The following is a 25169-nucleotide window of genomic DNA, read 5'->3' as shown; positions in this document are numbered from 1 at the left end:
GTGCGGTGAGGCGCGAATTACACTGATTGGCGGTGTGTCAGTTCACCGGTCAGGCTGTATAGCGTGCGGGCGACAACACTCCAGATCACCGACGTCGACGAGGCACGGGCGATCCTGAAACGACACTTCTACGCGCTCGATGTGGAGGTGCTCCGGCCGGCGCCGGGCTGGGCGGCCCGGTTCGCGGTGGGCGGCACCGACACGGTCACTCTCGGCGACCTGGAGTTCGGGGTGGACGTCCGGATCCGGGCCGGCGAGCTGGGCGCGTACCACGTCAACCTGCCGCTGACCGGCGCCATGCACTGGCATCAGGGCCGCGACGAGCCGCAGCAGGCGCTGGCCGGGAAGACCGCGGCGGTGTACCAGCCGGTCGGCGACACCGTGGTCGACCAGTGGGACGGCGACTGCCGGCTCCTGGCCGTCAAGATCGGGCGGGCCGAGCTGGAGACCCAGCTGGAGGCGATGCTGGACCGGCCGGTGCGCGGCCCGATCGACCTCGGCCCGATGCTGGACGTCAGCAGCGGGCCGGGCGCGAGCTGGGCCCGGCTGGTCCGGCTGGTCACCGGTGACGCGGTCCACCCGGACGGACTCACCGCGCACCCGGTGATCGGCGCCCGGATGCGGGAGGCGCTGGTCACCGGCCTGCTGCTGGCCACCGACCATCGGCACCGGGGTTCGCTGGACCGGCACACGCCGGCGCTGGCCGCGCCGGGCGCGATCCGGCGGGTGGTCGAGGCGATGCGGGCGCAGCCGGGCCGCCCGTTCACGGTGGCTGATCTCGCCGGTATCGCCGGGGTGGGTGCCAGGGCACTGCAGCAGAGCTTCGCCAGGTACGTCGGGATGCCCCCGATGACCTACCTCCGGCAGCTCCGGCTCGCGCTGGTCCACGACGGGCTGCGCGCCGCCGACCCGGGTGAGACGACGGTGGCTCAGGTGGCGTACCGCTACGGGTTCACCCACCTGGGCCGGTTCGCCGCCGCGTACCGGGAGCGTTATGCCATCTCCCCCTCGGAGACGCTGCGCAAGTAGAGCGGCGCGGTCTCGCGGACGGTGCGCAGGTCGAGCGGCGCGGTCTTTACGGCGCGGTCTCGCGGACGGTGCGCAGCGCGGCGGTGAAGGCCGGCAGCGCCGCGCCGAGACCGGCGAAGAACGCCTGATCACACGCCTCCACCGCGACCACGGCCCGGTTGGCCAGCGCCCGGCCGTCCTCCGTGACGGCCACTGCCCGGGCCCGCCCGTCGTCGGGGTGCGGGGGCCGGTGCACCAGACCCCGGCCCTCCAGCGCCCGCAGCACCTGGGAGGTCATCATCGGGTCGGTGGCGGCCATCCCGGCCAGCGTCTTCTGGGTGACCGGCCCGGCATGACCGAGATAGGTCAGCGTGGCCAGCAGGACGAACTGGACGTGGGTGATGTCGAACGGCTTGAGCGCGGTCCGCTGCGCGGCCTGCCACCGGTTGGTGACCTGCCACATCAGCAGACCCGTGCTGTCGTCGGCGCCGTCGTGCCGGGTGGCCAGGCTCATGCCGGGACGCGCGGGGCCTGCATGGCCGAGCGGATCACGTCGAAGTCCTGCCCGGTCAGCGGGACCAGGCCCCGGCGCAGCTGATAACCCCAGTTCGGCTCGCCGGTGAGGTCGAGCCGCAGACTCTTGATCGGCGTCTCGATCGCGCCGGGCAGGTAGTCGACCCGGCGCCGCCACGGGTGGAAGTCACCCTCGTCGGCCTGCCAGATTTCGTCGTCGGCGACCCGGCCGATCGCGGTGCACGCCTGCAGCGGCTCGCCGTCGTGCAGGCTGGTCCGCGGCGAGTAGTAGACCAGCCAGTCACCGGCGGCGAGCCGGGCCAGGTTGGGGCGTTTGCCGTGGCCGAGCTGGGCGATCCCCCGCTCCGTGGCCCGCCGGACGTGGTCGCGGCACACCACACCGAGCCAGTGGTTCACGCCGCCACCCCCGCCGTGCGGGCGGCCTGCTCCAGCCGGGCGAGGTCGCCGGCCAGCCCGGCGGCGATGTCCTTGCCGAGCACCAGGTTCCAGAAGAAGGCGAGCGGGCCCTCGAGGGTGACCCGGACCGTGACCGTGGTGCGCCCGCCGGGCGCCGCGCCGGTCTCGTGGTGGAAGGTCAGCCGGGCGCCGGCGAGCAGGGAGACGTCGACGAACTCCCGGCCGGGGATCAGGGACGCGACGACGAACCGGGTCTTCGGACCGCCCTTGGGCTTGAGCACGCCGGTCGCACCGGTCTGGAACGGGCCGTCGAGGCGGACCCAGTCGGTGTCGAGGTTCCACTCCGGCCAGGTGGCCATGTCGGCCCAGCGCTCGAAGAACGCGGCGGCGGGGACGTCGGTGGTGATCTCTGCGGTGGCGATCGTCTTCATGCAATTAGTATGCGCGCTTAGCATCTGCCCGTCAAGCCGGCCCGGAAAAGCCCGTCAAGCCGGCCCGGAAAAAGCAGGAAGCCGGGGAGTGATCTCCCCGGCTTCCCTCGAGCTCAGCGCCGGCCGCGCCTCGCCCGCACGTAGTCGTCGATCACGTAGCGGCCCAGCTCGTCGGCGTCCGGGCTGAACACCCGGCCGCCGTTGCGCCGCGCCACCCCGCCCACGAACCGCTGCAGGCCCGGGTCGTCGCCGAGCATGAACACGTTGAGCGTCGCGCCGTACCGGGTGAGCTGGTCCACCTCGTGCACGGTGGCCTCGACGGTCTCCGGCAGCGGTGGCCACCAGAACACCGCCTCGCCGTCGTCCTCCAGGTGCGCGGTCGGCTCGCCGTCGGTGACCACCAGCACCACCGGCTCGGCGCCCGGGTGCCGCCGCAGGTGCCGGCCGGCCAGTTTCAGGGCGTGCTGCAGGTTCGTGCCCTTCTCCATGGTCGGCTCGGTCCCGGCCAGCTCGCCCTGGGACAGCGACACGGCGTACTTGCCGAAGCCGATGATCTGCAGGGCGTCCTGCGGGTACTTCGTGGCGACCAGCTGGGACAGGGCCAGGGCGGTCTGTTTCATCGGGCCCCAGCGGCCGTCGGCGTACATCGAGTAGGACAGGTCGACGCAGAGCGCGACCACCGCCGAGGACCGGCGCTCGGTCTCGGCGACCTCGAAGTCGTCCGGCTCCAGGCGTACCGGAAGCGTCGCGACGTCGCGGGAGGCGGCCCGGCGCCGGACCGCGTTCCCGATCGTGCGCACCACGTCGAGCGGCTGGTCGTCGCCGAACTCCCAGCGCCGCGACGAGCCGATCAGGTCACCGGCCGCGCCGGCGTCCCGCATGTCGTGCTCGCCGCGTTTGCCACCGACGTCCTGGAAGATCTTCGACAGCGCGGTCTGGCCGAGCCGGCGCAGCGCCTTCGGCGACAGGGTGAGCCCGTCGCCGTCGCGTTCCACCCAGCCCTGCTTGCGCAGCTCGCGCTCCAGCTCCCGCAGCCGCCGCACGTCGTCGGCGGCGGCCCGGCCGAGCTGGCGCTCCACCGCGTCGACGTCGACGTCGTCCAGGGTCGCGCCCGGGTGCTCCTGACCGAGCTGGTCGAGCAGCTCGTCCAGGTCGGCGATCTCGCCCAGCGCGGCGGCGGCGTCGCCGTAGCCCAGGTCCTCGCTCCCCCGCATCCGCTCACCGCGGCCCCAGTTCAGGCCGGGTCGCAGCGCCCGCAGGTTGTCGGACATCTCGGCGAGCTGACCGCGCAGCGGCCCGTCGCCGAGCGCCTGGTCCATCAGGCTCTGCAGCTCCTCGCGCTGCTGCGGGCTGAGCGAGCGCATCAGCCGCTCGGCCGCGGCGGCCTGCCGGGCGAGGGAGTCGATCAGCTCGTCGACGTTCTGCGGGTCGTCCGGGAAGAACTGGCCGTGCTTCGCCATGAACTCGCGGAACGCGTCGGTGGTGTCCTCGCCACGGGCGTGCTTGGCGAGCAGGTCGTTGAGGTCACCCACCATCGCCGAGACGTCCGCGAAGTCGCCGTTCTGCAGGGCCTGGCGCATCCCGGCGAACCGCTGCTCGACGATCTCCTGTCGCAGTCCGTCGAGGATCTGCTGGTAGATCGCCTTCGCCTCGGGTGACGCCCACTGGTACTCGGACAGTTCCGAGACCGCCTGCGAGGTGGACCGGGGCAGGTTGTCCAGAACCGCCTCGTTGAAGCGGGCGTCCATGTCGTCCCGGGCGCGCAGCGTGTCCCGCTCCGTGGCCAGGGCCTGGTCGAGCATCTGCCGGGCCCGGGTGACCGCGCCGTCCAGGTTGCCCCGGCGCAGCGCGTCACGCCGCATCCGCCGGGCCCGGTCGCGCAGCTCGTCAAGGCCACGGCCCTCGCGGGGGCCGCGCCGGATCAGGTCGCGCAGCGCGTCGCGCAGGTTGTCACCCCGCAGGACCCGCTCGCCCATCTCGTCGACCGCGGCGCGCACGTCGTACGGCGGGGCGAGCGGATCGGGCCCGTCCCGCCACGCGCCGTAGCGGAAAACATTGCCGGCCACGGTCAGCTCCCGTACAGGGTGCGGCCGTCGTCGGTCATTTCCTTGGCCAGCCGCCGGGTCAGGTGCAGCCCCTCCAGGACGAACTCGATCCCGGACGCCGCCTGCCCCGGGCTCGGCGCGTCACCGAGCCCCAGCCGGTCGAGCACCTTGGCCAGGCCCGGCACGGTCGGGATCTGCGCCAGCAGGTCGGCCGCGCTGACCAGGTCACCGGTCTGGATGATCGCGCCCTCGGCGACCAGGTCGGTGAACCCGGACAGGTCGAGGCCGGCCAGCCGGTCCCGGAACGTCTCCGCGGTGGCCACCCGCAGCAGGTGACCGAGGATCTCGGTCTCCCGGCCCTCCTCACCGCTCTCGAACTCGACCTTGCCGCGCAGCGTCGAGGTCACCGACACGGTGTCGCAGATCCGGGCCACCGCCTCGCGCTCGCCGCGCAGCCCGGACCGGCGCAGCGCGGACGCCGCCACGGTCTCCGCCGCGGCGATCGAGAACCGGGCCGAGACGCCGGAGCGGGCGTCCACCGACGACGACTCGCGGACCGCCCGGGTGTACCGGGCCAGCACGTCGATCAGGTGATCCGGAACGGACGCGACCAGTGCCGCCTCCTGCCGGATCAGCGCGGTCTCCAGCTCCAGGTCGACCGGGTAGTGGGTGCGGATCTCCGCGCCGAACCGGTCCTTGAGCGGGGTGATGATCCGGCCCCGGTTGGTGTAGTCCTCCGGGTTGGCCGACGCGACCAGCAGCAGGTCGAGCGGCAGCCGCAGCTTGTAGCCGCGGACCTGGATGTCGCGCTCCTCGAGCACGTTGAGCAGCGACACCTGGATGCGCTCGGCCAGGTCGGGCAGCTCGTTGACCGCGAAGATGCCCCGGTTGGTGCGCGGCACCAGACCGAAGTGGATGGTGTCCGGGTCACCCAGGGCCCGGCCCTCGGCCACCTTGATCGGGTCGACGTCGCCGATCAGGTCGCCGACGCTGGTGTCCGGGGTGGCCAGCTTCTCGCCGTACCGCTCGGAGCGGTGCAGCCAGGAGATCGGCAGCAGGTCACCGGCCTCGGCGGCCAGCCGGCGACTGGCCGGGGTGAGCGGATGATACGGGTGTTCGTGCAGCTCGGAGCCGGTGATGACGGGCGTCCACTCGTCCAGCAGCCCGGCCAGGGCCCGGATCAGGCGGGTCTTGCCCTGGCCCCGTTCGCCGAGCAGGACCATGTCGTGGCCGGCGAGCAGCGCCCGCTCGACCTCGGGGAGCACGGTGTCGTCATAACCGACGATGCCGGGGAAACGCGGCTCGCCGGAGCGGAGCCGGTGGAGCAGGTTGTCGCGCAGCTCTTCCTTGACGGTGCGGAACTCGTGCCCGGTGGCACGCAGCTCGCCCAGCGTGCGCGGCAGGTCGGCGGGAGGTTCAGAAGTGGTCGTGGTCAGCCCCTCAGTCACCGCAGGAACGCTACTCCGCCAGACCGGACAACGACGACTGTGATCGGCAACGCGGCCAGGGCCGCGAGATTGGCTCTGTGCCACGGCGGCGGCCGCGGCGCAGGATTTCCCCATGATTGATCGGTACGCGGCATTCACCGAAGACCCGGCCGGCGGCAACCCGGCCGGCGTGGTCCTGGACGCCTCCGCCCTCGACGACTCCCGGATGCTGGAGATCGCCGCTGAGCTGGGCTATTCCGAGACCGCGTTCATCACCGAGCAGGCCGGTGACCGGTACCGGGTGCGGTACTTCAGCCCGCTCACCGAGATCCCGTTCTGCGGCCACGCGACGGTGGCCACCGCGGTAGCGCTCGGCCCCGGCGACCACGTGTTCGTGACGAACGTGGGCGACGTGCCGGTGACCGTCGACACCACCGGGGTCGCCACGCTGACCAGCGTCGCCACCCGGGTCGCGCCGCTGGCCGACGCGGATCTGGCCGCGCTGCTCGGCACGCTGCGCTGGCCGGCCGCCGACCTCGACCCGGCCCTGCCGCCGCGGGTCGCGTACGCCGGCGCGCACCACCCGATCATCGCGGTGACCAGCCGGGCCCGCCTCGCCGACCTGGACTACGACGTGCCGGCCCTGACGGCGCTGATGACCGAGCGCGGCTGGACCACGATCCAGCTGGTGTTCCGCGCCGGCGAGGCGTCCTTCGACGTCCGCGACCCGTTCCCGATCGGCGGGGTCTACGAGGACCCGGCGACCGGCGCGGCAGCCGCGGCGTTCGGCGGGTACCTGCGGGAGCTGGGCCTCGTCGGCGACGACGCGACCCTGGACCTGCGCCAGGGCGACGACCTGGGCCGCCCGAGCCGGATCACCGTGCGGCTGGTCCCGGGCGAGCCCGGTGTCCGGGTCAGCGGAACGGCCGTGCCGATCGTCTAGTGGCTGAGCACCATTCCCGCTTCGTAGCGGTTCCAGGTGCCCTTGCCCTGGTGCTTCGAGGTGTACATGGCGATGTCCGCGTCGTGCAGCAGCGACCGGACGTCGTCGTCACCCTCACCCACGCAGGCGATGCCGATGCTGGCGTTGGCCCGCACCGCCGTCTCCCCCACCTCGATCGGGTCGCCCATCGACCGCAGGATCCGCTGCGCGGTCTGCTCGGCGTCGCGGACCGTGCAGTCGCGCAGCAGCACCGCGAACTCGTCGCCGCCCAGCCGCGCGACCAGGTCACCGGAGCGCACCGACTGGCGCAGCTTCTCGGCCACCCCGGCGAGCAGCAGGTCACCGGCACCGTGGCCGTGCGTGTCGTTCACCGCCTTGAACCCGTCCAGGTCGACGAGCAGCAGCGCGACGGTGCCGGGGGCGGCGCCGTCCAGCGCCGTGGTGGTCTCCTCGCGGAAGTGCGCGCGGTTCGCCAGGCCGGTCAGCTCGTCGTAGAGCGCCTGGTGGCTCAGCCGTTCCTGGTGCTCGCGCAACTGGTCGATGAGGCTGGTGTTGTCGTGGAACGCGGCCAGCTGCCGGGCCACCACCAGCGCCACGATGATCCCGAGACCGGTGACCACGCCCCACAGCCGGGTGTCGAGCCCGTTCGGCAACACCACCAGCATGGTCACGAAGACCACCAGGATCGATCCGTACGGAAGCAGGCTGTAGGGCCGCCGCCGCCGCGAGCCGAACGCGGTCTCGTCGAACCGCGCGAGGATCTCCTGGTTGCGCGGTCCCATCGCGATCAGCAGCGACGGCAGCAGCCGGATCACGTAGACGTGCGGCGGGAACGAGTCGTGCGCGCCGGGCGGGGCCACGAACAGCCCGACGGCGTTGACCACCGCCGCGACGATCATCGGGGTGGCGGCCGCCTTGTGCATCGGCGCGTTCCCGCTGAGGATCAGTTTCACCGCGGCGAACGCGGAGGTCAGCACGACGGCGCCGGCCGCCAGGGACCCGATCAGGCTGGCGTTCTTGTCCTGCTGGTCCGGGGTGACCGCGAAGCACCAGGCGACCACCGCTCCTCCGACCATCACGGTCGCCGAGTCCAGCCAGAACGCCAGCGACTCCCGGGCGGTGCGCCCGGGCAGCGGGTGGATCAGCATGCCCACGATGATCAGGCCGAGGCCGACCGCGAAGCAGGTGGACTGGATGTCGCCGCCGGCCGTGGACCACTGGTCCCGCCGGAACAGCGCGAACCCGGTCTGCACCACGTCACCGCAGAAGAACAGCGAGGCGCCGATGGTCTGCAGGCGCCAGTAGCGGCGGATCGGCCCGGTCGCGATCCGGTACACCCGCCAGGACGAGTAGACGAGCAGCAGGTCCAGCGGGGGCTGGAACAGCCAGAAGACCCGGACCTGGGAGTTCGGCTCGCCGCCGAAGGTGAACAGCAGGACGGCGCCGAGCGCGGTCCACGCGATCGCGGTGAGCATGAGCGGGTCACGGCGGAGCGCCGCTCGGCGTACCGAACGATCTGGTCTTACCCTGCGTCCCTGCCTCGTCACGGGAGGTGCATCGACCGGTGGACGCCCGTTCTGAAGGTTTAGCGGCGCACTGCATAGGATGGCTGACTGATGAGCGCCACACTGATCGCCCGGGAACTCGCCGCTGGGCACGGCGACCGCAGCCTTTTCACCGGACTCGACCTGGTGGTCGCCCCCGGTGACGTGATCGGGCTGGTCGGTGTCAACGGGGCGGGCAAGACCACCCTCTTGCGTACGCTGGGCGGCCTGCTGCCCGCGGAGAGCGGCGGTGTCGCGCTCAGCCCGCCCACCGCCAACGTCGGCTACCTCCCGCAGGAGCGCGAACGCCGCGCCGGGGAGTCCGTGCGGGACTTCCTGGCCCGGCGCACCGGCGTCGCCGCCGCCCAGCAGGCCATGGACACCGCCGCCGAGGACCTGGCCACCGACGCGGCCGGCGCCGACGACCGGTACGCCGTGGCCCTCGAACGCTGGCTCGACCTCGGCGGCGCCGACCTGGACGAGCGCGCCGAGGCCACCGCCGCCGAACTCGGCCTGACGGTCGCCCTCGAACACCCGATGACCGCGCTCTCCGGCGGCCAGGCGGCTCGGGCCGGCATGGCGTCGCTGCTGCTCAGCCGCTACGACATCTACCTGCTCGACGAGCCGACGAACGACCTCGACCTGGACGGCCTGGCCCGGCTGGAGCGCTTCGTCGGCGGACTGCGCGCCGGTGTGGTGGTGGTCAGCCACGACCGCGAGTTCCTCACCCGCACGGTCACCAAGATCCTAGAGCTGGACCTGCACCAGCAGCGGATCCAGCTCTTCGGCGGCGGCTACGCGGCCTATCTCGAGGAGCGCGAGCGGGCCCGCACGCACGCCCGCGAGGAGTTCGAGGAGTACGCCGGCAAGAAGGACGACCTGCTCGAACGCGCCCGGATGCAGCGCGGCTGGATGGAGAAGGGCGTGCGCAACGCCCGCCGCAAGTCCACCGACAACGACAAGATCGGCCGGAACCTGCGCGGCGAGACCAGCGAGAAGCAGGCCGCCAAGGCCCGGCAGACCGAGAAGATGATCGAACGGCTGGACGTGGTCGAGGAGCCCCGCAAGGAGTGGGAGCTGCGGATGGAGATCGCCACGGCGCCCCGGGCCGGCGCGGTGGTGGCGACCCTGCGCGACGCCGTCGTCGAGCGCGGCGGGTTCACCCTCGGCCCGGTCACCCTGCAGATCGACTGGGCCGACCGGGTCGCGATCACCGGCGCGAACGGCTCCGGCAAGTCCACGCTGCTGGCGGCCCTGCTCGGCCGGCTCCCGCTGACCTCCGGCGCGGCCGCTCTCGGCTCCGGCGTCGTGGTCGGCGAGGTCGACCAGGCCCGCGGGTTGTTCCTCGGCGACGAGCCGCTGTCGCTCGCGTTCGGGGCCGCGGTCCCCGACCTCAGCGACGCCGACGTCCGCACCCTGCTGGCCAAGTTCGGTCTCCGCTCGGCCCACGTGATCCGCCCGGCCGCCACCCTGTCCCCCGGCGAACGCACCCGCGCGGCCCTGGCACTGCTCCAGGCCCGCGGCGTGAACCTGCTGGTCCTCGACGAGCCCACCAACCACCTGGACCTGGCGGCGATCGAGCAGCTGGAGTCGGCCCTGTCCACCTACACCGGCACCCTGCTGCTGGTCACCCACGACCGCCGCATGCTCGAGGCCGTCACCACCACCCGCCACTTCAACCTCACCGCCGGCACAGTCACCAGCTGACCCGCTACCGGCTGGCTCTCAGGGGTGCCTCACCTCCCTCGAGACACCCCTGACAACCAGCCCGGGGCCCGGGCCGCGCCCCGGTCCCGACCCCGGCTGGCGCTGAGGGCTGCCTCCGGCCGGTCGAGGCAACCCTCAGCACCAGCCGGTGGCCCCTGCGGTGACCGGCCGCTCCGTGTCCGTACCGGAAAAGGGTTGGCCGGAAGCGGACCGCCTGCGCCGAGCCGGGTCGCGGCCTAGGTTGGCACGGTGAGCACGATCATCAGCTTCTACGGCGCCGCGGACGACGCGGCCGCGGCCCTCGGGCCCCGGCGACGACGCCCTCGAGTACGGCAACTTCGACATCTTCGCGTCGCTCGAGGAGTGGGAGGGGCTGCTGCTCGGCAGCGACCTCGACGCGGTCGCCGGGGCAGAGGACCTCGGCGACGAGGACGGCCCGATCGTGCTCCGCCTCTCGGCGGAGCTGACCGCCGCCCTCGCCGGCGCGGATCCCGCCGCGCTCGCCGATCTGGCCGAGCGCTGGCTCGCGCTGCGGGCCGCGGATGCTGAGGACATCGACCCCGAGCTGGCCGAGGAGATGCTCACCGAGGTCGCCGCGCTGGCCAGGCCCGGCACGCCGGTCTACTGCGAGGTCGCCTGAACCGACCCGGGCTGGTGCCCCGAGCTGCCCAGGCCCGGCTGCCAGGCGGGCGAGCGGTGGGGCCACACCCGAAACACCCACATCAGATGGTATTTCCGGTCAGTTGCCGGCCGGGCCGGGAGGCGCGGGGCGGCCGGAGGGAGCGCGGTGTCGCGCGGGACCACCACGGGACGTGGCTCGTAGCCTACGGACGTGCGCTCCGTAGGCGTACCAGACAGGTTTCAGGCCGTGGGGGCGGCGTAGCCGGCGCTGAGCGGGCTCTCGTTCCCGGACCGGTCCACCGCGCTCAGGCAGTACGTGGCGTTCGCCGCCGGATGCGGATCGGTGATCTCCGCGCCGGTCCGCCCGGTGGACACCAGCGTCGCCGGACCGCCGGTGGTCCGGTACAGCGCCCAGTTCGTCGACGCGAGCCCGGCCGCGGTCAGCACCAGCTGACCGGACGTGCCCCGCAACCCCGCGGTGAGCTGCGGCGTGGGCGGAGCGGGCGCCACCCGCCGGTCCATCCGGGGCGGCAGCGCCGGCGACGCGTAGTACGCCTTGCGGTACCGGCTGATCGCCCCGCGCTTGTCGTCCCGCACCGACGCCGCGCTGAAGTGCACCTCACCCTGCACGCCGTACTTCCGGTTCAGGGCCATCTGCCGGTCGAGCGCGGCCGGATCGCTCCAGTCACCCTTCTCACCCACCCGGTAGTCACCCATGCCGATGTAGAGCTGCACCTTGGTGCCCTTGACCGTCTGCACCCACCACGGCAGCGCCTTGGCGTAGTCGGCCTTGGCGAAGCCGATCGTCCAGTACAGCTGCGGCACGATGTAGTCCAGCCAGCCCTCCCGCACCCAGGTCCGGGTGTCGGCGTAGATGGCGTCGTAGCTCTCCAGCCCGTTGGTCGCCGACCCGCCGGCGTCCGAGGACTTGTTGCGCCAGATCCCGAACGGGCTGATCCCGAAGCTCACCCACGGCTTCAGCGCCTGCAACCGCTCGTGCATCTCCCGGACCAGCACGTTCACGTTGTCGCGGCGCCAGTCGCCCTTCGACTTGCCGGCGCCGTACTTGGCGAAGCTGGCCTTGTCCGGGAAGTCCTGGCCCTCCTCCGGGTACGGGTAGAAGAAGTCGTCGAAGTGCACGCCGTCGACGTCGTACTTCTGCACCGCCTCCAGCATCGAGTCCTCGACGAACTTGCGCGCCGCCGGGATGCCCGGGTCGAAGTAGAGCCGGCCCTGCTTGCTCTTGGCCGGGTAGGCGATCCGCCACTCCGGGTGCAGCCGCAGCGGGTGGTTCGGCGCGAGCTTCGTCAGGTCGGTTCCCGCGCCGCTGGGCGCCGGCTGGGTGCCCCGGTACGGGTTGAACCACGCGTGGAACTCCAGCCCGCGGGCGTGCGCCTCGGCGACCATGAACGCCATCGGGTCCCAGCCGGGTGACTTCCCGTCGAGCCGGCCGGTGAGCCAGTTCGACCACGGCGCGTACGCCGACGGCCAGAACGCGTCACCGCTCGGCCGCACGTGCACGAAGATCGCGTTGTGGTTCTGCGCGACCGCGAGGTCGAGCCACTTCAGGTACTCCGCCTTGACCTGGGCCTCGCCGAGCCCCTGCTTGCTGGGGAAGTCGATGTTGTAGACCGTGGTCAGCCACATCCCGCGCAGCTCCCGGGTGGCGGTGGCCGGCTGCCCGGCGCACTGCCCGGTGGTGCCGGCCGGGATGACCTGGCCGGCGGCCTGCGGCGCCGTACCCGCCGCGCCGGCGGCGGGCTCGGTGTAGAACGCGGCACGCACCAGCCCCGCGCCGACCGCCAGCGCGGCGACCAGCACCACCGAGAGCAGGAGTCCCAGACGCAGCCGTTGAGCGGCCGTCACAGCACCGACCGGTACACGTTCAGGGTGTCCTCGGCGATCCGCGCCCAGCTGAAGTGTTCCACCGCCCGGCGACGCCCGGCCTTGCCCATCTGCTCGGCGAGCTGCGGGTCGCGCAGGACCTTGGTGAGGGTGGCGGCCAGGTCGGCGACGAACTTCTCCGGGTGCACCGGGGTGCCGGTGCCGTCCTCGACCTGCTCGATCGGGACCAGCAGGCCGGTCTCGCCGTCCGCGACCACCTCGGGGATGCCGCCGGTGGCGGTGGCCACGACAGCGGTCTCGCAGGCCATCGCCTCCAGGTTGACGATGCCCATCGGCTCGTAGACGGACGGGCAGACGAACACCGTGGCGTGCGTGAGCACCTGGATGACCTCGTGCTTGGGCAGCATCTCGGAGACCCAGACGACGCCGTCCGGGTCCCGGGCGGCGCGCAGGTCGTCGGCGAGCGCGGCGACCTCGGCGGCGATCTCCGGGGTGTCCGGCGCGCCGGCCAGCAGGATGATCTGGGTGTCGGCGGGCAGGTCGTGGCAGGCCCGCATCAGGTACGGCAGGCCCTTCTGCCGGGTGATCCGCCCGACGAAGACCACGCTGGGCCGGTTGCGGTCGATGCCGAGCCGGTCGACGACATCCGTCCCGTGATCAGGGGCGTACAACGCCGTGTCGATGCCGTTGTAGACCACGTGGATCCGGTCCGGGTGCACCGACGGGTACGCCTTGAGCACGTCGCGCCGCATCCCGCCGGAGACCGCGATGATCGCGTCGGCGTGCTCGATCGCGGTCCGCTCGCAGAACGACGACAGCGCGTACCCGCCGCCGAGCTGCTCGGCCTTCCACGGCCGCAACGGCTCCAGGCTGTGCGTGGTCACCACGTGCGGCACGCCGTGCAGCAGTTTCGCGGTGTGCCCGGCGAAGTTCGCGTACCAGGTGTGGCTGTGCACCACGCTCGCGCCCTCGCAGCCGGACGCCATCGCCAGGTTCACCCCCATGGTGCGCAGCGCGGCGTTCCCCCCGGCCAGCTCGGCCGGTTCCGGGTACGCCGTCACGCCCTCCTCGGTGCGCGGCGCGCCGAAGCAGTGCACCCGCACGTCGGTGAGCCGTCGCAGATCCCTGGCGAGGTATTCCAGGTGCACCCCGGCGCCGCCGTACACCTCCGGCGGGTATTCACGGGTGAGCAGGTCCACACGGAGACTCGAAGCGTCGGCCACGCCACGCAGGATAGCCCGCAACCCGGGCGAGCGCCCTCTGCTACCCGGCCGCAACCGCTCCCGGCTGTGATGGAGCGGTGCAGAACCGGAGCAGGATCGCGACGTGGCAGTACGCCCTGGTGCTCGGCGCACTGGCCGTCACGGCCACCCAGCTCACCGCGGGCACCGCCGGCGGACCGGTCTTCTTCGCCATCCAGATCGCCGGGATCGCGGTCACCCTGCGGGCGCTGACCCGCTCGGCACCCGGCGCCCGGCTCGGCTGGTGGCTGCTCACCGCCTCGCGCGCCGCCGGGGTGCTGGCGGCGGCGTTCTGGACGCTCGGCCCGATCGCGCCGGCCACCACCCCGTCCGGGATGTCGCTGGTGCCGCTGTACGTCTTCGCCGCCGCCGCGGCGCTGCTGCTGAACCGCCGCCGCCGCTCCGGCAGCCTCGCCGAGTTCGGCGTCGAGGCCGGCTCGGTGGTCGTCGGGCTGGGCATGGTGGCCTGGTCCTTCGTCGTGCTGCCGTACCTCGGCGACCCCGGCTACCAGCAGGTCGACAAGGTCATGGCGGCGTTCTACGGCCTGCTCGACATGATCCTGCTGGCCACCACGCTGCGGAGCCTGACCACCCGGCGCACCTCGGCCCGGCTGCTCGGCGCGTCCGGCGCGAGCCTGCTCGGCGGCCACCTGCTGTACGCGGCCACCAACGGCACCGGCACCGCCCCGTTCCTGCCCGGCGGCGGCTCCTACCTGTTCATCCAGTTCGCCGGGGTGCTGGCCACCGCGGCCGCACTGCACCCCGGCGCGGCAACCCTCGGCGCCGTCGAGACCACCACCGGCCGCCCGCTCAGCCGGGGCAAGCTGGCCGGGATCGTCGCCACCGCGGTGCTCTGCCCGCTGCTGCCGATCGCCGGCGGCCTGATCAGCCGGGACGGGCCGGCCGCGGCGACGATCGTGCCGGCGCTGCTCGTCTCGGCGCTGTGCGGGCTGCTGCTGGTCCGGATCTCGCTGCTGGCCCGGATCGCCCAGCGGCACGCGCGCAGCTCCGACGACCGCGCCGCCGACCTGCGGACCGCGATCGACGAGCAGGCCGCGCTGCAGCGGCGCTTGCAGTACCGGGCCGGGCACGACGCGCTGACCGGGCTGGCGAACCGGGACCTGTTCTTCGAGCAGCTGGCCCACCCGGCCGTCCGGGACCGGCCGCACAGCCTGCTGCTCTGCTCGCTGGACGGCTTCAAGGAGGTCAACGACGCGTACGGGCATCCGGTCGGCGACGAGGTGCTGCGTCAGCTGGCCGGCCGGCTGCTGCTGTTCGCGCCGGAGGCGGTGCTGGTGGCGCGGCTGGGCGGGGACGAATTCGGCCTGCTGCTGACCGATCCGGGTCAGGGCGCCGAGCTTGCCGCGCGGGTGCTGGAGACCATCGCGGGCGTGCCGGTCACCGTGGACGACCGCCGGATCCACCTGACCGCCAGCGCCGGCCTGGCCGAGGCCGTACCGGGAAATCTGCCCACGGCCGTGCTCGGTGACGCGGACCTCGCGCTGCGGGCGGCCAAACAGGCGGGCGGAGCCTGCCTGGCGCGGTTCGACGAGACGCTGCGCGCCGAGCAGAACGAGCGGGCCCGGATCGCCGCCGGGCTGCGCCAGGCCCTCGCCGACGGCTCGCTGTTCCTGCACTACCAGCCGGTGGTGGACCCGATGACCGGCCGGATGACCGGTGCCGAGGCGCTGATGCGCTGGCGGCACGACGGTGAGCTGATCCCGCCGGTGGTGTTCATCCCGGTCGCCGAGCAGACCGGCCTGATCGGGCAGCTCGGCGTCCTGGCGCTGCGCGAGGCCTGCGCCCGGGCGGCCGGCTGGTACCGCCGGGACGGCGTCTACGTGACCGTGAACGTCTCCACCTACCAGCTGCGCGACCCGGACTTCGCCGACACCGTGCTGGGCATCCTGGCCGAGACCGGGATGCCGCCGGCCGGGCTGGTCCTGGAGATCACCGAGTCGGTGCTGATCGACGCCGCGGACACCCCGGTGCTCGGCCGGTTGCGCGAGCACGGTGTCCGGATCGCGATCGACGACTTCGGGACCGGCTACTCCTCGCTGGCCTATCTGCACGAGCTGCCGGTGGACATTCTCAAGATCGACCGTTCGTTCATCAGCCGGCACCAAGATCCGCCGTCGCCGCGGGAAATCAGTTTCACCCGGGCCATCCTCGACCTGGCGCACAGCCGGGACCTGGTCACCGTTGCCGAGGGTGTGGAGACGGAAGCGCAGGCCAGGCTGCTGCGGGAGCTCCGCTGCGACCTCGTGCAGGGCTATCATTTCGGGCGTCCGGCGGCCCCTGAGGTGATCGAAAACCTGCTCCGGGAGAGCAGCGCCACGGCAGCTTGACCAAAGTTCGTGACCCTTTGGGTGGCGAACGGCAGGCCGGGATATTAGCGTCCTTGCCATGGCTGTCAAGGTGCTTGCGATCGTTCTGGCTGGTGGAGAAGGCAAGCGCCTGATGCCCCTCACGGCGGACCGGGCCAAACCCGGTGTTCCGTTCGGTGGTATCTACCGCATGATCGATTTCGTCCTGTCCAATCTCGCGAACGCGGGCTACCTCAAGATCGTCGTGCTGACCCAGTACAAGTCGCACTCACTGGACCGGCACATCTCCAAGACCTGGCGGATGTCCACGCTGCTGGGCAACTACGTCACCCCGGTACCGGCGCAGCAGCGGCTCGGCCCGCGCTGGTTCGCCGGCTCGGCCGACGCCATCTACCAGAGCCTCAACCTGATCAATGACGAGTCGCCGGACTACGTCATCGTCTTCGGCGCCGACCACATCTACCGCATGGACCCGAAGCAGATGGTCAACGACCACATCGCCTCGGGCGCCGCGGTCACCGTGGCCGGCATCCGCCAGCCGCTGAGCATGGCCGACCAGTTCGGCGTGATCGACGTCGGCGCGGACGGCAAGAAGATCAGCGCCTTCCGGGAGAAGCCCCGCGACGCGCAGGGCCTGCCCGACTCCCCGGACGAGGTCTACGCCTCGATGGGCAACTACGTGTTCACCGCCCGGGCGCTCTGCGAGGCGGTCACCGCCGACGCGCAGAACCCGGACAGCAAGCACGACATGGGCGGCAACATCATCCCGATGCTGGTCGAGCGCGGCGAGGCGAACGTCTACGACTTCCGCGACAACGACGTCCCCGGCAGCACCGAGCGCGACCTCGGCTACTGGCGGGACGTGGGGACGCTGGACTCGTTCTACGAGGCCCACATGGACCTGATCGCCACCCTGCCGATCTTCAACCTCTACAACCACGAGTGGCCGATCTTCACCAACTACGGTTCGTGGCCGCCGGCGAAGTTCGTCCACGGCTACGACGACCGCCAGGGCCGCGCCATCGAGTCGATGATCTCCCCCGGCGTGGTGGTCTCCGGCGCCCTGGTCGAACGCTCGATCATCTCGCCGAACGTCCGGGTGAACTCCTGGGCGCACGTCGAGGGCTCGGTCCTGATGGAGGGCGTCTCGGTCGGCCGCCGCTCGGTGATCCGCAACGCCATCATCGACAAGAACGTGATCATCCCGGAGGGCGCCCAGATCGGCGTCGACCTGGACCGCGACCGCAAGCTCTACACGGTGAGCGACAGCGGCGTGGTCGTCATCGGCAAGGGCCAGAAGGTCGAACTCTAGACCCGACCACCCCGGGCCACGGCGCGCCGCCGGGTCCTGGCTGGCCCGCAGGGGTGTCTCCGGTGCCCGGAGACACCCCTGCGGGCCAGCCGCCGGTCAGGCCCGGCCGCGCAGCGTCGCGGACGGCGGGACGCCGAACCGCTCGCGATAGGCGCCGGCGAAGCGCCCCAGATGGGTGAACCCCCACCGGTACGCCACCTCGCTCACGCTGACACCGCCCGGGTCGGTCCGGGACAGCTCGGCGTGCACCCCGTCCAGGCGCAACCGCCGCAGATACGTCATCGGCGACATCCCGACGTGCTGCCGGAACCCGTCCTGCAGCACCCGGATCCCGACTCCGGCGACGCTGGCCAGGTCCCGTGTCGTGTACGACCGCCACGGCTCGGCGTGCATCACGTCCAGCGCCCGCTTCACCGTCCGCGGCCGGTACGGCCCCTGCAGCCCGGCCGGCTCCTCGCCGTACGGATGCTCGACGGTCAGCGCCAGCCCGCTCACCACCATGTCCCGCCAGCGCGCCGCCATCCGTGGCTGGCTGGCCAGCCCGTCCGGCCCGCGCAGCTCGGCGAGCAGCAACCGGACCAGCGCCACCCAGGTCCGGCCCGGGCCGTCGGCCACGTCGAAGCTGGCGCCCAGCGGCAACGGCGAGACCACCCGCTGATCCAGGGCGGCGTCGAGTTCCCGTTCCAGGGCGGTGCGTTCCACCTTGACGCTGAGCAGCCGGCAGGTGCCGGGCCACTCCAGCTCGATGTCACCGGTCGGCCGGTAGACCACGGCCCGGGTCGGATCGGCGAGCACCACCGTGCCCCGGTGCCGGGACCGCAGCATCCCGGTCAGCGGCGCCAGCACGTGGTAGGCCGTCTCCAGACCACCGGAGGAGATCCTGATGTCGGTGCCGTAGCCGACCTCGCCGACCGTGATCGGCCCGAGCTCGACGACGTCCGCGCGGAAATCGAACCGGCCGGGGTCACCGACCGGTTCAATCCGCAGTGGGTCGTAGTACAGCTTGCGACAGAAGGCGCGGGCCTCCTCCACGTCGGTGGTGCGCAGTTCGACGTGGACGGGCACGTCCGCACCCGGCGTGCCGGGGCCACGAACAGAACCGCCTGTCATGACCCCCACACTAGGCGTTAAACCGTCAGCAGGGTCCGCCCGGGGACCGCGGTTTCCGGCCACTCGAACTCGGCGACGAAGCCGCCGCGGACGTCCACCTCGGTCAGCGGTTCCGGGCCGTCGGCCCAGATCGCGTACCGGCCCTCGGCCAGGGCGTCGATGACGACGCAGTAGGTGACCCCGCCGCGCACGTACCGGGCCCGGACCGCGGCGTGCTGCCGGTTCTCCGGCTCACCCGCGGGACTGATCTCGATCTCGTGGCCGTGGAACCGCGCCGCGGTGTGGATGATCAGCGCGCCGATCCCGCCACCGATGTTCAGCATCACGGTGCCCTGCCCGGACGGGGCCAGGGTGTGGTGGTGATGCGCGTGGCCGTGCCCGTGGTCGTGTCCGTGGCTCATGACGGCACCGAGAATCCGTCGAAGGGAGTACCCAGGTACGGGAACTTCTTGAGCAGCGGGGCGCTGGCGTCCTTGATGCTCAGGCCCTGCTCGACCAGGGCGGCCGCGGCGTCCGGCACGAAGGTCTTGTCGACCAGCGGCACGGTCACGCCGGCGATGGCCCGCAGCGAGATGGAGACCACGTCGTCGGCGATCCGGCGGCCGTTGGGGAAGCCGGCCACGTCACCGCCGACCACACCGAACTTGTTCGGCTTGGCGGCCGGCGCGATCGCGGTGTTCAGCCGCAGCATGTCGGCCTGCACCGCGCCGGTGTTGTTCTGGAAGCCGTCGATCAGCCCGCTGGGGATGCCGGTGAGCAGGATGGCGAGCAGGTCGGCGCGGTCCTTCTTGGCCTTGTTGAGCGTGGCCAGCTTGTCGAACAGGCCCGGGTAGAGCACCGGCAGCAGGGTGCCGAGCTCGGGCGTCGCGACGAACTCGGCGAACTTCTTGTCCTCGCTCGGCGGCAGGCTGTTCCACTTGTCCTTCTGCGCCATCGGGACGATGACCTCGTTGAACAGCGGGTTGCCGAGGCGGGACACCTGGACCTGCGGTCCGACGTACACGTCGGCGCTGCTGCCCTCGCCGTTGCGGACCTGCACCTGGCGGCGGCTGGCCGAGGTCCACACGCCGATCACGGCGGCGGCGTCGTCGGCCTTGACGCGCTTCTTGCCGTCCCGGCGCACCATGTGCAGCGGGATCTGCACCGCGATGCTGTGCACGTTGGTCTGGTCGGTCGCGTTGACCGCCTTGCCGGCGTAGTTGAACAGCTTCTGGCCGACCAGGTGCTTGTCCTGGAACGGGCGCAGCGTGCCCAGGTCGAAGATCGAGCCGAGGTCGACGAAGAACGCGTCGGCGCGCTGGCCGGCGAAGACCTTCTCGCCGCTCTTCAGCTTGTGCACCGCGTCGGCGGCGAGACCCTCGTAGTCCGCGATCGAGACCTTGCCGACGTTGCACGGCGGGCAGGGCAGCTTCTTGGCCAGCACCGTGCTCTTGCCGTGGCGGTCGACCTTGGTCACCGAGAAGAACTGCCGGCGGTTCCAGTTCTCACTGTCCAGCGACTCGATCGGACCGGTGTTGTAAAGGAACGTCCGGTCATTGCGCAGCTCGGTGACGAACCGGAACTGGTACGTGATGTCCGGGCGCGCATCGCCGTTCGCGTCGATGTGCACCTCGTAGAGCACGTCATCGCCGAACTCGAAGAAGTTCGGGCCACTCGCCGGAATCTGCAACGGGACGTAGTTCGCGATGATGGTGACCGTATCCGGATCGTCGGGACTGACGAACGCGTACAGGTCAGAACTGTCGGCGACCGGGTCCTTGCTGATTTCCGGGGCTTCGCGGTGAGAAGACATTTTGTCTGTGATCCTCCGGGTCAGCGACCGGCAGCTTTGAGCAGCTGGGCGGCGAGTTTCTTATCGGTGACGGTCTTCTTGGATTCGCCGGAGAAGAGGTCGATGACGCCCTTCTTGGCGTCCCGTACGGAAATGATGAGCGGCGAGTTGTCCGACGACGCGGACTTGTCGTTCTCACCAGCGAGGCTGAGCCCGGCAACCGAAGCGGCCGAGACCCCGACGCCGGCGGCGGTGAGCGCCAGCATCCGCCGACGATTGAACCGCGGGAACGCCTGGGCACGGTAGCGACTACGACTCATGCTGGGCCTTTCGTCTGTTGGGGGCCGGACGGGCGTTGCATTGTCGACGCCGATGATTACGTGATCCACGAACCAGGGGTTCAAAGGTTTTTTGGAGATACTTCTACGGCTTTTCACAGGTTGCCCGAATGTGCTGCTCAGAGGCCTTCTCGACGCCGGCGAACCCGGCCCAGAAGGGCGATCCCGGCGGCCAGGACGGCCACGCCGAGGGCTCCGGCGATCAGATAGTGACCCACCGTGGTGTCGTCGTCGCCCGCACTCGTGGCCGCGGCGAGCACCGGATCGGCGGTCGCCGGGGCGGTCGTCTCCGCCGCCTCTGCGGCCGGCTCCTCGGACGGCGTGGCCGTCGTCGCGACGGGCGCGGCCGCCTTCTTGGTAGCGGCCTTCGTCGGGGCGGGCGTCGTCTTCTTCACCACCGCGGCGGCCGGGAAGTCCAGATCCGAGCACGAGTAATACGTGTCCGGCGTGCTCGAGGTCTCCCACACCACGTAGAGCATCTGCCGCCCGGTGCGCTCCGGCAGGCTGACCCTCATCCGGTACGCCCCGTCGGTCAGCGGCGGGTCGGTGAACGCCGCCAGGGGCTTGCTGCCCAGGTCGTCCCAGGTCAGCTTGTTCGCCGGGTCGTACCCCGGTTTGCTCAGGTAGATCCGGAACTCGCCCTGGTGCGGGATGGTCCCGCGGTACTCGATCGCCAGCTTCTGCCCGGACCTCACCTCGGTCGACGGGAAGTCGTCCCGGGCCAGGTCGAGCCCCCGGTACGCGTCGAGCCCGCCGCTGCACAGCTTGCCGTCCGGCACCGACGTCCGGTCGTCCTTGACGTTCGCGATCCGCAGGTTGTCGTACGCCCCGATGAACCCGCCGGTGGCCGCCTTCGCCGCCTTGCACGCCGTGGCCCCGGTCTTGATGCCGTTGCCGGCGCAGGCAGCCGACCGGCTGATCGGCGTGATCGGCGCGCCGTGCGCGGACGCGGACGTGACCGGTACGGCGAACGTGGCGGCCGCGCTCAGCAGAGCGACGGCGCAGAGGCGGCGGACGTGCACGGAATCCCCCAGGCGGGTTACCACGACCGGGACGCTCCCGGTCACCCGTGGATACGGAGATCCGGCACCGCTCGTTCAGTGACCGCCCGGCTGTGATTGCATGACCGAGTCCGGTCACACCAAACGGGAGTATTCATGAACAAGCCTGACGTCGGCCCCATCCCCGCGGAAGCCCCCAGCGACCTGCTCGTCGAGGACATCGTGGAGGGCACCGGCCAGGAGGCCAAGTCCGGCGCGTACGTCAGCGTCCACTACGTGGGCGTGGCGCACTCGACCGGCAAGGAGTTCGACGCCTCCTACAACCGGGGCGAGGCCCTCGGCTTCCGGGTCGGTGGCCAGCAGGTCATCGCCGGCTGGGACCAGGGTGTCGCCGGCATGAAGGTGGGCGGCCGCCGCAAGCTCACCATCCCGCCGCACCTGGGTTACGGCGCGTCCGGCGCCGGTGGCGTGATCAAGCCGAACGAGACCCTGATCTTCGTGGTGGACCTCGTCGAGGTCCACTGATCTTCTAGTGCTGTGCCGAGGGCCCGGGGGAATCTCCGGGCCCTTGCAGCAACCCGGACAGCCCGGCCGCCTGCTCGGCCTCCAGCCGGGCGATCCACGCCTCGTCCTCGGCGAGCCTGGCCTCCTCGGCGAGCACCTCGGCGGCCACCTCGGCCACGTGCGCGGCCCGCCGCACCTCGACGCCCTCCTCGAGGGCCTCCTCGTAGCGCTGCTTGGCCAGCGCGACCTCCTCGTCCATCCGCTCGACCGCGTCCTCGCCGGGCCGGGTGTGCTCCCAGATCCGGTTCAGCTGGTCGACCGAGAGGTCACCGCGCTGGTACGCCTCCAGCGCCGCCCGCTCCACGAGCTTGCGGGCCTCGTCCTTGGGCCCGGTCCACGCGTCCCATCGCGCCTGCTGGTACTGCTGCTCGGCCTGCTCGCGCACCCCGGCCGCCTCGGTGACCCGGTCCCGGGCCGCGTCGGCGGCCTGCACCGCGCGCTGCGCCGCTGTCCGCACCTCGTCGGCTCCGGTCTCCAGCTCCACCACCTGCGGCGCCACCTCGTCGACCGACGGCGGCCGGGCGGCCGGCCTGCGCCGGCCGGCCACGACGGCCATGCCCCCGAGTGCCAGCACGGCGAAGAGCAACAGCCCCACCAGGATCTGCGCTGCCTCGATCCCCGTTCCACTCACGTCATCCGACGCTAGTAGGAATGTGAATCAGCCGCACATCGGGGGTATCGCCAGTTATCGGCGCGAACCGCGCCGGCCGCGTGCCCGGGACAGCGGGATCACGTTGCGCGGGCGGTCGTCCGGGCGCGCCGGTGCGGGCTCCACGCCGGCCGGTTCCTCCCCCGGCTCCCACGGTGAGTCGAGAGGGATCACTTGGCCTCCTTCAGGGCCGCGCAGCCACCGGTCTCGTCCGGGAGCAGCGGGCGGAAGGTGACGCTGTACTGCTTGCCACCGGACGTCCACGGGGTGCGCTGGTTCGCCTTCTCGGCGGCCGCCCACACCGTGCCGGCCGCGTCGCCGGAGACCGCGACGCAGGTCAGGCCGGTGCCGGCCGGCGGCAGCTCCTCGCCGGGCAGCGCCGGGCCGGGCCACGCCTGCGCCGGCTGGTTCAGCCCGTCGTCGCCGGCCACGTACGGCCAGGCCAGCGCGGCCAGCTCGGCCGGCCGGTACGACTCCGAGGCCGGCGAGCCGGTCTCGACGGTGAGCTTGTTCAGCTCCTCGACGTAGGCGCGCAGCTTCGCCCGGGCCGCCTGCTGCGCCGCGGACAGGTTCGGGTCGGTCGCCTGCGCGTGGTCGAGGGCCATCACCCGTACGGTCTCGGTCTTGCCGCCGGACGTGGCGGTGATCACCGTGTCCGGGATGTCGGCGACGCCGGGCTGGCCCAGATCGGCGCCGGTCTTCACGCCGGCCTTGAGCGCGTCGTCGGCCCATTGCTGCGCCCGTGCCGGGGTCAGCTTGAGCACCTGCAGGTTGGGCAGCGCCGGCCCGGGGGCGATGGCCGGCACCGGCCCCTCGGTGATCACCCGGCCGTCGGCGTAGACGGTCAGCTGCGGGATCCGGCTGTAGACGAACTGGGCCGGGACGAAACCGCCCTCCTGGGCGATCCGGATCAGCACGGCCGGGTCGCCGGCCGGCGCCGAGGCGCTCTCGGTGATCGGTTCGGTCGCGACGGAGGCCGAGCCGGCCTCGCCTGCGGTGTCCGGCCGGGCACACCCGGCCATCAGGATCAGGGGGACGGCGGCGGCGGTCAGCAGGCCGCGGGTTCGGGTCATGTCCGGTACGACGAGGCGCCCCGCCTCCCGGTTCCGCGCGGACGGCAGATTCCCGCCGAAAGGGTGGATCTTTATTTTCCGGGGGTCAGGGCACGACCCGGGCGGTGCGCCCGAGCACCGCCACCACGTCGCCGGCGTGCAGCTGCCGGCCTCGCCGGGTGTCCACCTCGCCGTTCACCGTGACGTCGCCGGAGGCGATCAGGACCTTGGCCTCGCCACCGGTCTCGATGAGGTCGGCCAGCTTGAGGAACTGCCCCAGCCGGATCATGTCGCCGTCGATCGGCACGTCGCGCATCGGGACATCATCCGGCACCGTCCGGCGACCGCCGCAGCCAGGGCAGGTGATGACGGCGAAAAGAGCCGGAAAACTTTCCCGCACCGGTTGAACCATCGGGGGCCGTGATCCGAACTAACTCCCGTGAGGTATTTGGGAACAGCGCTCACGGTGGTGGCGACCACCGGCATCCTCGGTGTCGCCGGTCCGGCGTTCGCCGACGTCACGGTCAGCCCGACCAGCGCGCCGCAGGGCAGTGGACAGAACGCCTACTACCACTACACCAATGAGGGCACCCAGCCGATCGCCAAGGTCACCCTGGAGATCCCGAAGGACACCCCGATCGCCGAGGTCTATCCGCTCTCGACGGACGACTGGGCCCCGAAGATCGAGTGGCAGGACCTGAACACGCCGCTGAAGACGATCCACAACGGCACCCCGGTCACCCAGGTGCCACTGTCGATCACCTGGATCGCGGTCGCCGGCAAGGCCATCGCGCCCGGCGGCTCGGCCGACCTGGGTGTGGCGGTCGGCCCGCTGCCCACCCTCAGCACGGTCTCGTTCACGCTGGTCGGTACGTACGCGGACGGCAAGGCCGCGGCGCCGATGACCGCGACCATGGCGCTCACCCCGGACCCGGACGGCGCCGCGGCGGCCGCGCACCACGCCGCGACCGGCGGCGGCGCCACCACGACCGAGGACGAGGACCAGTTCTTCGAGCAGGCGATCGCGGACGCGGAACAGAACGACCGGGGCGCCTCGGTGCTCGGGATGGCCGGCTGGGTGGTGGCCGCGCTGGCCCTGCTCGGCGCGGGCTGGGTGGTGCTGCGCAACCGGCACCGGTCCTCGGACGAGCCGGAGGAGCCGGACGAGGTTCCCGGCCCGGAGGCCGAGGCCGCTCCCGAGGACGACGACGAGAGCGACAAGGAACCGGTCGAGGCCGGCCGCTGGAGTTTCCGCGGCTGAGACGAACAGACTCCCCCGCAGGCAGGGTCCTGCAGCGGGATA

Annotated in this window: 25 protein-coding genes; 8 read left to right on the top strand and 17 right to left on the bottom strand. The window is 71.8% G+C overall.

Annotation, left to right across the window (positions count from 1 at the left end):
* Positions 1 to 63 precede the first annotated feature (63 nt).
* Positions 64 to 1029, top strand: a complete 966-nt coding sequence (locus ADL15_RS11580) for an AraC family transcriptional regulator (RefSeq protein WP_067688232.1) — start codon at positions 64 to 66, stop codon at positions 1027 to 1029.
* 46 nt (positions 1030 to 1075) lie between these two features.
* On the opposite strand, the gene ADL15_RS11575 is transcribed toward ADL15_RS11580, so the two are convergent.
* From ADL15_RS11575 to ADL15_RS11555, 5 genes are all read right to left on the bottom strand, one after another.
* Positions 1076 to 1522 carry a MarR family winged helix-turn-helix transcriptional regulator gene (locus ADL15_RS11575; protein WP_067688229.1) on the bottom strand — a complete coding sequence of 149 codons (447 nt, stop codon included), beginning with the start codon at positions 1520 to 1522 and terminating at the stop codon, positions 1076 to 1078.
* Positions 1519 to 1938 carry an EVE domain-containing protein gene (locus tag ADL15_RS11570; RefSeq protein WP_067688226.1) on the bottom strand — a complete coding sequence of 140 codons (420 nt, stop codon included), beginning with the start codon at positions 1936 to 1938 and terminating at the stop codon, positions 1519 to 1521. The genes ADL15_RS11575 and ADL15_RS11570 overlap by 4 nt, the downstream gene beginning before the upstream one ends.
* Positions 1935 to 2369, bottom strand: coding sequence for an SRPBCC family protein (locus tag ADL15_RS11565; protein WP_067688222.1), 435 nt, complete (start codon positions 2367 to 2369; stop codon positions 1935 to 1937). The genes ADL15_RS11570 and ADL15_RS11565 overlap by 4 nt, the downstream gene beginning before the upstream one ends.
* Before the next feature lie 113 nt (positions 2370 to 2482).
* A complete protein-coding gene (locus ADL15_RS11560) occupies positions 2483 to 4435 on the bottom strand; it encodes a vWA domain-containing protein (protein WP_067688220.1) in 1953 nt (650 codons plus the stop codon).
* Between the two features lie 2 nt (positions 4436 to 4437).
* Positions 4438 to 5862 (bottom strand): sigma 54-interacting transcriptional regulator, encoded by a 1425-nt coding sequence (locus ADL15_RS11555; RefSeq protein WP_067688217.1) that lies wholly within the window; start codon positions 5860 to 5862, stop codon positions 4438 to 4440.
* A gap of 112 nt (positions 5863 to 5974) precedes the next feature.
* Here ADL15_RS11555 and ADL15_RS11550 point away from each other — a divergent pair, with 112 nt between their 5' ends.
* Entirely contained in the window at positions 5975 to 6784 is an 810-nt protein-coding gene (locus ADL15_RS11550) for a PhzF family phenazine biosynthesis protein (protein WP_067688214.1), read from the top strand.
* Here ADL15_RS11550 and ADL15_RS11545 read toward each other — a convergent pair.
* Positions 6781 to 8259, bottom strand: a complete 1479-nt coding sequence (locus ADL15_RS11545) for a GGDEF domain-containing protein (RefSeq protein ID WP_067688210.1) — start codon at positions 8257 to 8259, stop codon at positions 6781 to 6783. The two genes, ADL15_RS11550 and ADL15_RS11545, sit on opposite strands and share 4 nt — an antisense overlap.
* A gap of 141 nt (positions 8260 to 8400) precedes the next feature.
* On the opposite strand from ADL15_RS11545, the gene ADL15_RS11540 reads away from it, so the two are divergent.
* Both ADL15_RS11540 and ADL15_RS51330 read left to right on the top strand, forming a co-directional pair.
* Positions 8401 to 10035, top strand: a complete 1635-nt coding sequence (locus tag ADL15_RS11540; protein ID WP_067688207.1) for an ABC-F family ATP-binding cassette domain-containing protein — start codon at positions 8401 to 8403, stop codon at positions 10033 to 10035.
* Positions 10036 to 10477: 442 nt separating this feature from the next.
* Entirely contained in the window at positions 10478 to 10675 is a 198-nt protein-coding gene (locus ADL15_RS51330; protein WP_083971152.1) for a hypothetical protein, read from the top strand.
* 221 nt (positions 10676 to 10896) lie between these two features.
* Here the strand turns inward: ADL15_RS51330 and ADL15_RS11530 are convergent, their stop codons facing one another.
* Together ADL15_RS11530 and glgA are read right to left on the bottom strand one after the other, a co-directional pair.
* Positions 10897 to 12522: a glycoside hydrolase family 10 protein gene (locus tag ADL15_RS11530; protein ID WP_067688203.1), complete on the bottom strand. Its 1626-nt coding sequence runs from the start codon at positions 12520 to 12522 to the stop codon at positions 10897 to 10899.
* Positions 12519 to 13724 carry a glycogen synthase gene (gene glgA / locus ADL15_RS11525; protein ID WP_067688199.1) on the bottom strand — a complete coding sequence of 402 codons (1206 nt, stop codon included), beginning with the start codon at positions 13722 to 13724 and terminating at the stop codon, positions 12519 to 12521. The genes ADL15_RS11530 and glgA overlap by 4 nt, the downstream gene beginning before the upstream one ends.
* Before the next feature lie 77 nt (positions 13725 to 13801).
* Here glgA and ADL15_RS11520 point away from each other — a divergent pair, with 77 nt between their 5' ends.
* The gene (locus tag ADL15_RS11520) at positions 13802 to 16090 is read left to right on the top strand and encodes a putative bifunctional diguanylate cyclase/phosphodiesterase (RefSeq protein WP_067688196.1); all 2289 of its coding nucleotides are present in this window, start codon (positions 13802 to 13804) and stop codon (positions 16088 to 16090) included.
* 58 nt (positions 16091 to 16148) lie between these two features.
* Complete coding sequence (gene glgC / locus ADL15_RS11515) at positions 16149 to 17381, top strand: glucose-1-phosphate adenylyltransferase (protein WP_067688193.1); 1233 nt, start codon at positions 16149 to 16151, stop codon at positions 17379 to 17381.
* A gap of 96 nt (positions 17382 to 17477) precedes the next feature.
* Here the strand turns inward: glgC and ADL15_RS11510 are convergent, their stop codons facing one another.
* From ADL15_RS11510 to ADL15_RS11490, 5 genes are all read right to left on the bottom strand, one after another.
* Positions 17478 to 18491, bottom strand: coding sequence for an AraC family transcriptional regulator (locus tag ADL15_RS11510; RefSeq protein ID WP_067688190.1), 1014 nt, complete (start codon positions 18489 to 18491; stop codon positions 17478 to 17480).
* 17 nt (positions 18492 to 18508) lie between these two features.
* Positions 18509 to 18892 carry a phospholipase gene (locus ADL15_RS11505; RefSeq protein ID WP_067688187.1) on the bottom strand — a complete coding sequence of 128 codons (384 nt, stop codon included), beginning with the start codon at positions 18890 to 18892 and terminating at the stop codon, positions 18509 to 18511.
* A complete protein-coding gene (locus ADL15_RS11500) occupies positions 18889 to 20283 on the bottom strand; it encodes a DUF4331 domain-containing protein (protein ID WP_067688183.1) in 1395 nt (464 codons plus the stop codon). The genes ADL15_RS11505 and ADL15_RS11500 overlap by 4 nt, the downstream gene beginning before the upstream one ends.
* Positions 20284 to 20303: 20 nt before the next feature.
* The gene (locus ADL15_RS11495; RefSeq protein ID WP_232344029.1) at positions 20304 to 20528 is read right to left on the bottom strand and encodes a hypothetical protein; all 225 of its coding nucleotides are present in this window, start codon (positions 20526 to 20528) and stop codon (positions 20304 to 20306) included.
* A 191-nt stretch (positions 20529 to 20719) separates the two neighbouring features.
* On the bottom strand, positions 20720 to 21646 hold the full coding sequence (locus tag ADL15_RS11490; RefSeq protein WP_232344028.1) for a lytic polysaccharide monooxygenase: 927 nt from the start codon (positions 21644 to 21646) through the stop codon (positions 20720 to 20722).
* A gap of 111 nt (positions 21647 to 21757) precedes the next feature.
* On the opposite strand from ADL15_RS11490, the gene ADL15_RS11485 reads away from it, so the two are divergent.
* Positions 21758 to 22126, top strand: a complete 369-nt coding sequence (locus ADL15_RS11485) for an FKBP-type peptidyl-prolyl cis-trans isomerase (RefSeq protein WP_067688177.1) — start codon at positions 21758 to 21760, stop codon at positions 22124 to 22126.
* Positions 22127 to 22130: 4 nt separating this feature from the next.
* On the opposite strand, the gene ADL15_RS11480 is transcribed toward ADL15_RS11485, so the two are convergent.
* The 4 genes from ADL15_RS11480 to ADL15_RS11470 form a co-directional block, all read right to left on the bottom strand.
* Entirely contained in the window at positions 22131 to 22796 is a 666-nt protein-coding gene (locus tag ADL15_RS11480) for a hypothetical protein (protein ID WP_067688174.1), read from the bottom strand.
* 54 nt (positions 22797 to 22850) lie between these two features.
* Complete coding sequence (locus ADL15_RS55265) at positions 22851 to 22988, bottom strand: hypothetical protein (RefSeq protein WP_157441308.1); 138 nt, start codon at positions 22986 to 22988, stop codon at positions 22851 to 22853.
* Entirely contained in the window at positions 22985 to 23887 is a 903-nt protein-coding gene (locus tag ADL15_RS11475; protein ID WP_067688171.1) for a hypothetical protein, read from the bottom strand. The genes ADL15_RS55265 and ADL15_RS11475 overlap by 4 nt, the downstream gene beginning before the upstream one ends.
* A gap of 85 nt (positions 23888 to 23972) precedes the next feature.
* Positions 23973 to 24182 (bottom strand): RNA-binding S4 domain-containing protein, encoded by a 210-nt coding sequence (locus tag ADL15_RS11470; protein WP_067688168.1) that lies wholly within the window; start codon positions 24180 to 24182, stop codon positions 23973 to 23975.
* Between the two features lie 132 nt (positions 24183 to 24314).
* Here ADL15_RS11470 and ADL15_RS11465 point away from each other — a divergent pair, with 132 nt between their 5' ends.
* Complete coding sequence (locus ADL15_RS11465) at positions 24315 to 25127, top strand: DUF1775 domain-containing protein (RefSeq protein WP_198170725.1); 813 nt, start codon at positions 24315 to 24317, stop codon at positions 25125 to 25127.
* The last annotated feature ends 42 nt before the right edge of the window (positions 25128 to 25169 follow it).

This window comes from Actinoplanes awajinensis subsp. mycoplanecinus, from assembly GCF_001509495.1.
GTDB classification, from domain to species: Bacteria; Actinomycetota; Actinomycetes; order Mycobacteriales; family Micromonosporaceae; genus Actinoplanes; species Actinoplanes palleronii.
Note: the sequence above shows the minus strand (reverse complement) of the source record. Positions and strands in the feature narration are given on the sequence as shown.

Coding starts and splice junctions, on each gene's coding strand:
- ADL15_RS11575 (WP_067688229.1), bottom strand. CDS start 1,522: ATGAGCCTGGCCACCCGGCACGACGGCGCCGACGACAGCACGGGTCTG.
- ADL15_RS11565 (WP_067688222.1), bottom strand. CDS start 2,369: ATGAAGACGATCGCCACCGCAGAGATCACCACCGACGTCCCCGCCGCC.
- ADL15_RS11550 (WP_067688214.1), top strand. CDS start 5,975: ATGATTGATCGGTACGCGGCATTCACCGAAGACCCGGCCGGCGGCAAC.
- ADL15_RS11545 (WP_067688210.1), bottom strand. CDS start 8,259: ATGCTCACCGCGATCGCGTGGACCGCGCTCGGCGCCGTCCTGCTGTTC.
- ADL15_RS11540 (WP_067688207.1), top strand. CDS start 8,401: ATGAGCGCCACACTGATCGCCCGGGAACTCGCCGCTGGGCACGGCGAC.
- glgC (WP_067688193.1), top strand. CDS start 16,149: ATGGCTGTCAAGGTGCTTGCGATCGTTCTGGCTGGTGGAGAAGGCAAG.
- ADL15_RS11510 (WP_067688190.1), bottom strand. CDS start 18,491: ATGACAGGCGGTTCTGTTCGTGGCCCCGGCACGCCGGGTGCGGACGTG.
- ADL15_RS11505 (WP_067688187.1), bottom strand. CDS start 18,892: ATGAGCCACGGACACGACCACGGGCACGGCCACGCGCATCACCACCAC.
- ADL15_RS11500 (WP_067688183.1), bottom strand. CDS start 20,283: ATGTCTTCTCACCGCGAAGCCCCGGAAATCAGCAAGGACCCGGTCGCC.
- ADL15_RS11495 (WP_232344029.1), bottom strand. CDS start 20,528: ATGCTGGCGCTCACCGCCGCCGGCGTCGGGGTCTCGGCCGCTTCGGTT.
- ADL15_RS11485 (WP_067688177.1), top strand. CDS start 21,758: ATGAACAAGCCTGACGTCGGCCCCATCCCCGCGGAAGCCCCCAGCGAC.
- ADL15_RS11475 (WP_067688171.1), bottom strand. CDS start 23,887: ATGACCCGAACCCGCGGCCTGCTGACCGCCGCCGCCGTCCCCCTGATC.
- ADL15_RS11470 (WP_067688168.1), bottom strand. CDS start 24,182: ATGCGCGACGTGCCGATCGACGGCGACATGATCCGGCTGGGGCAGTTC.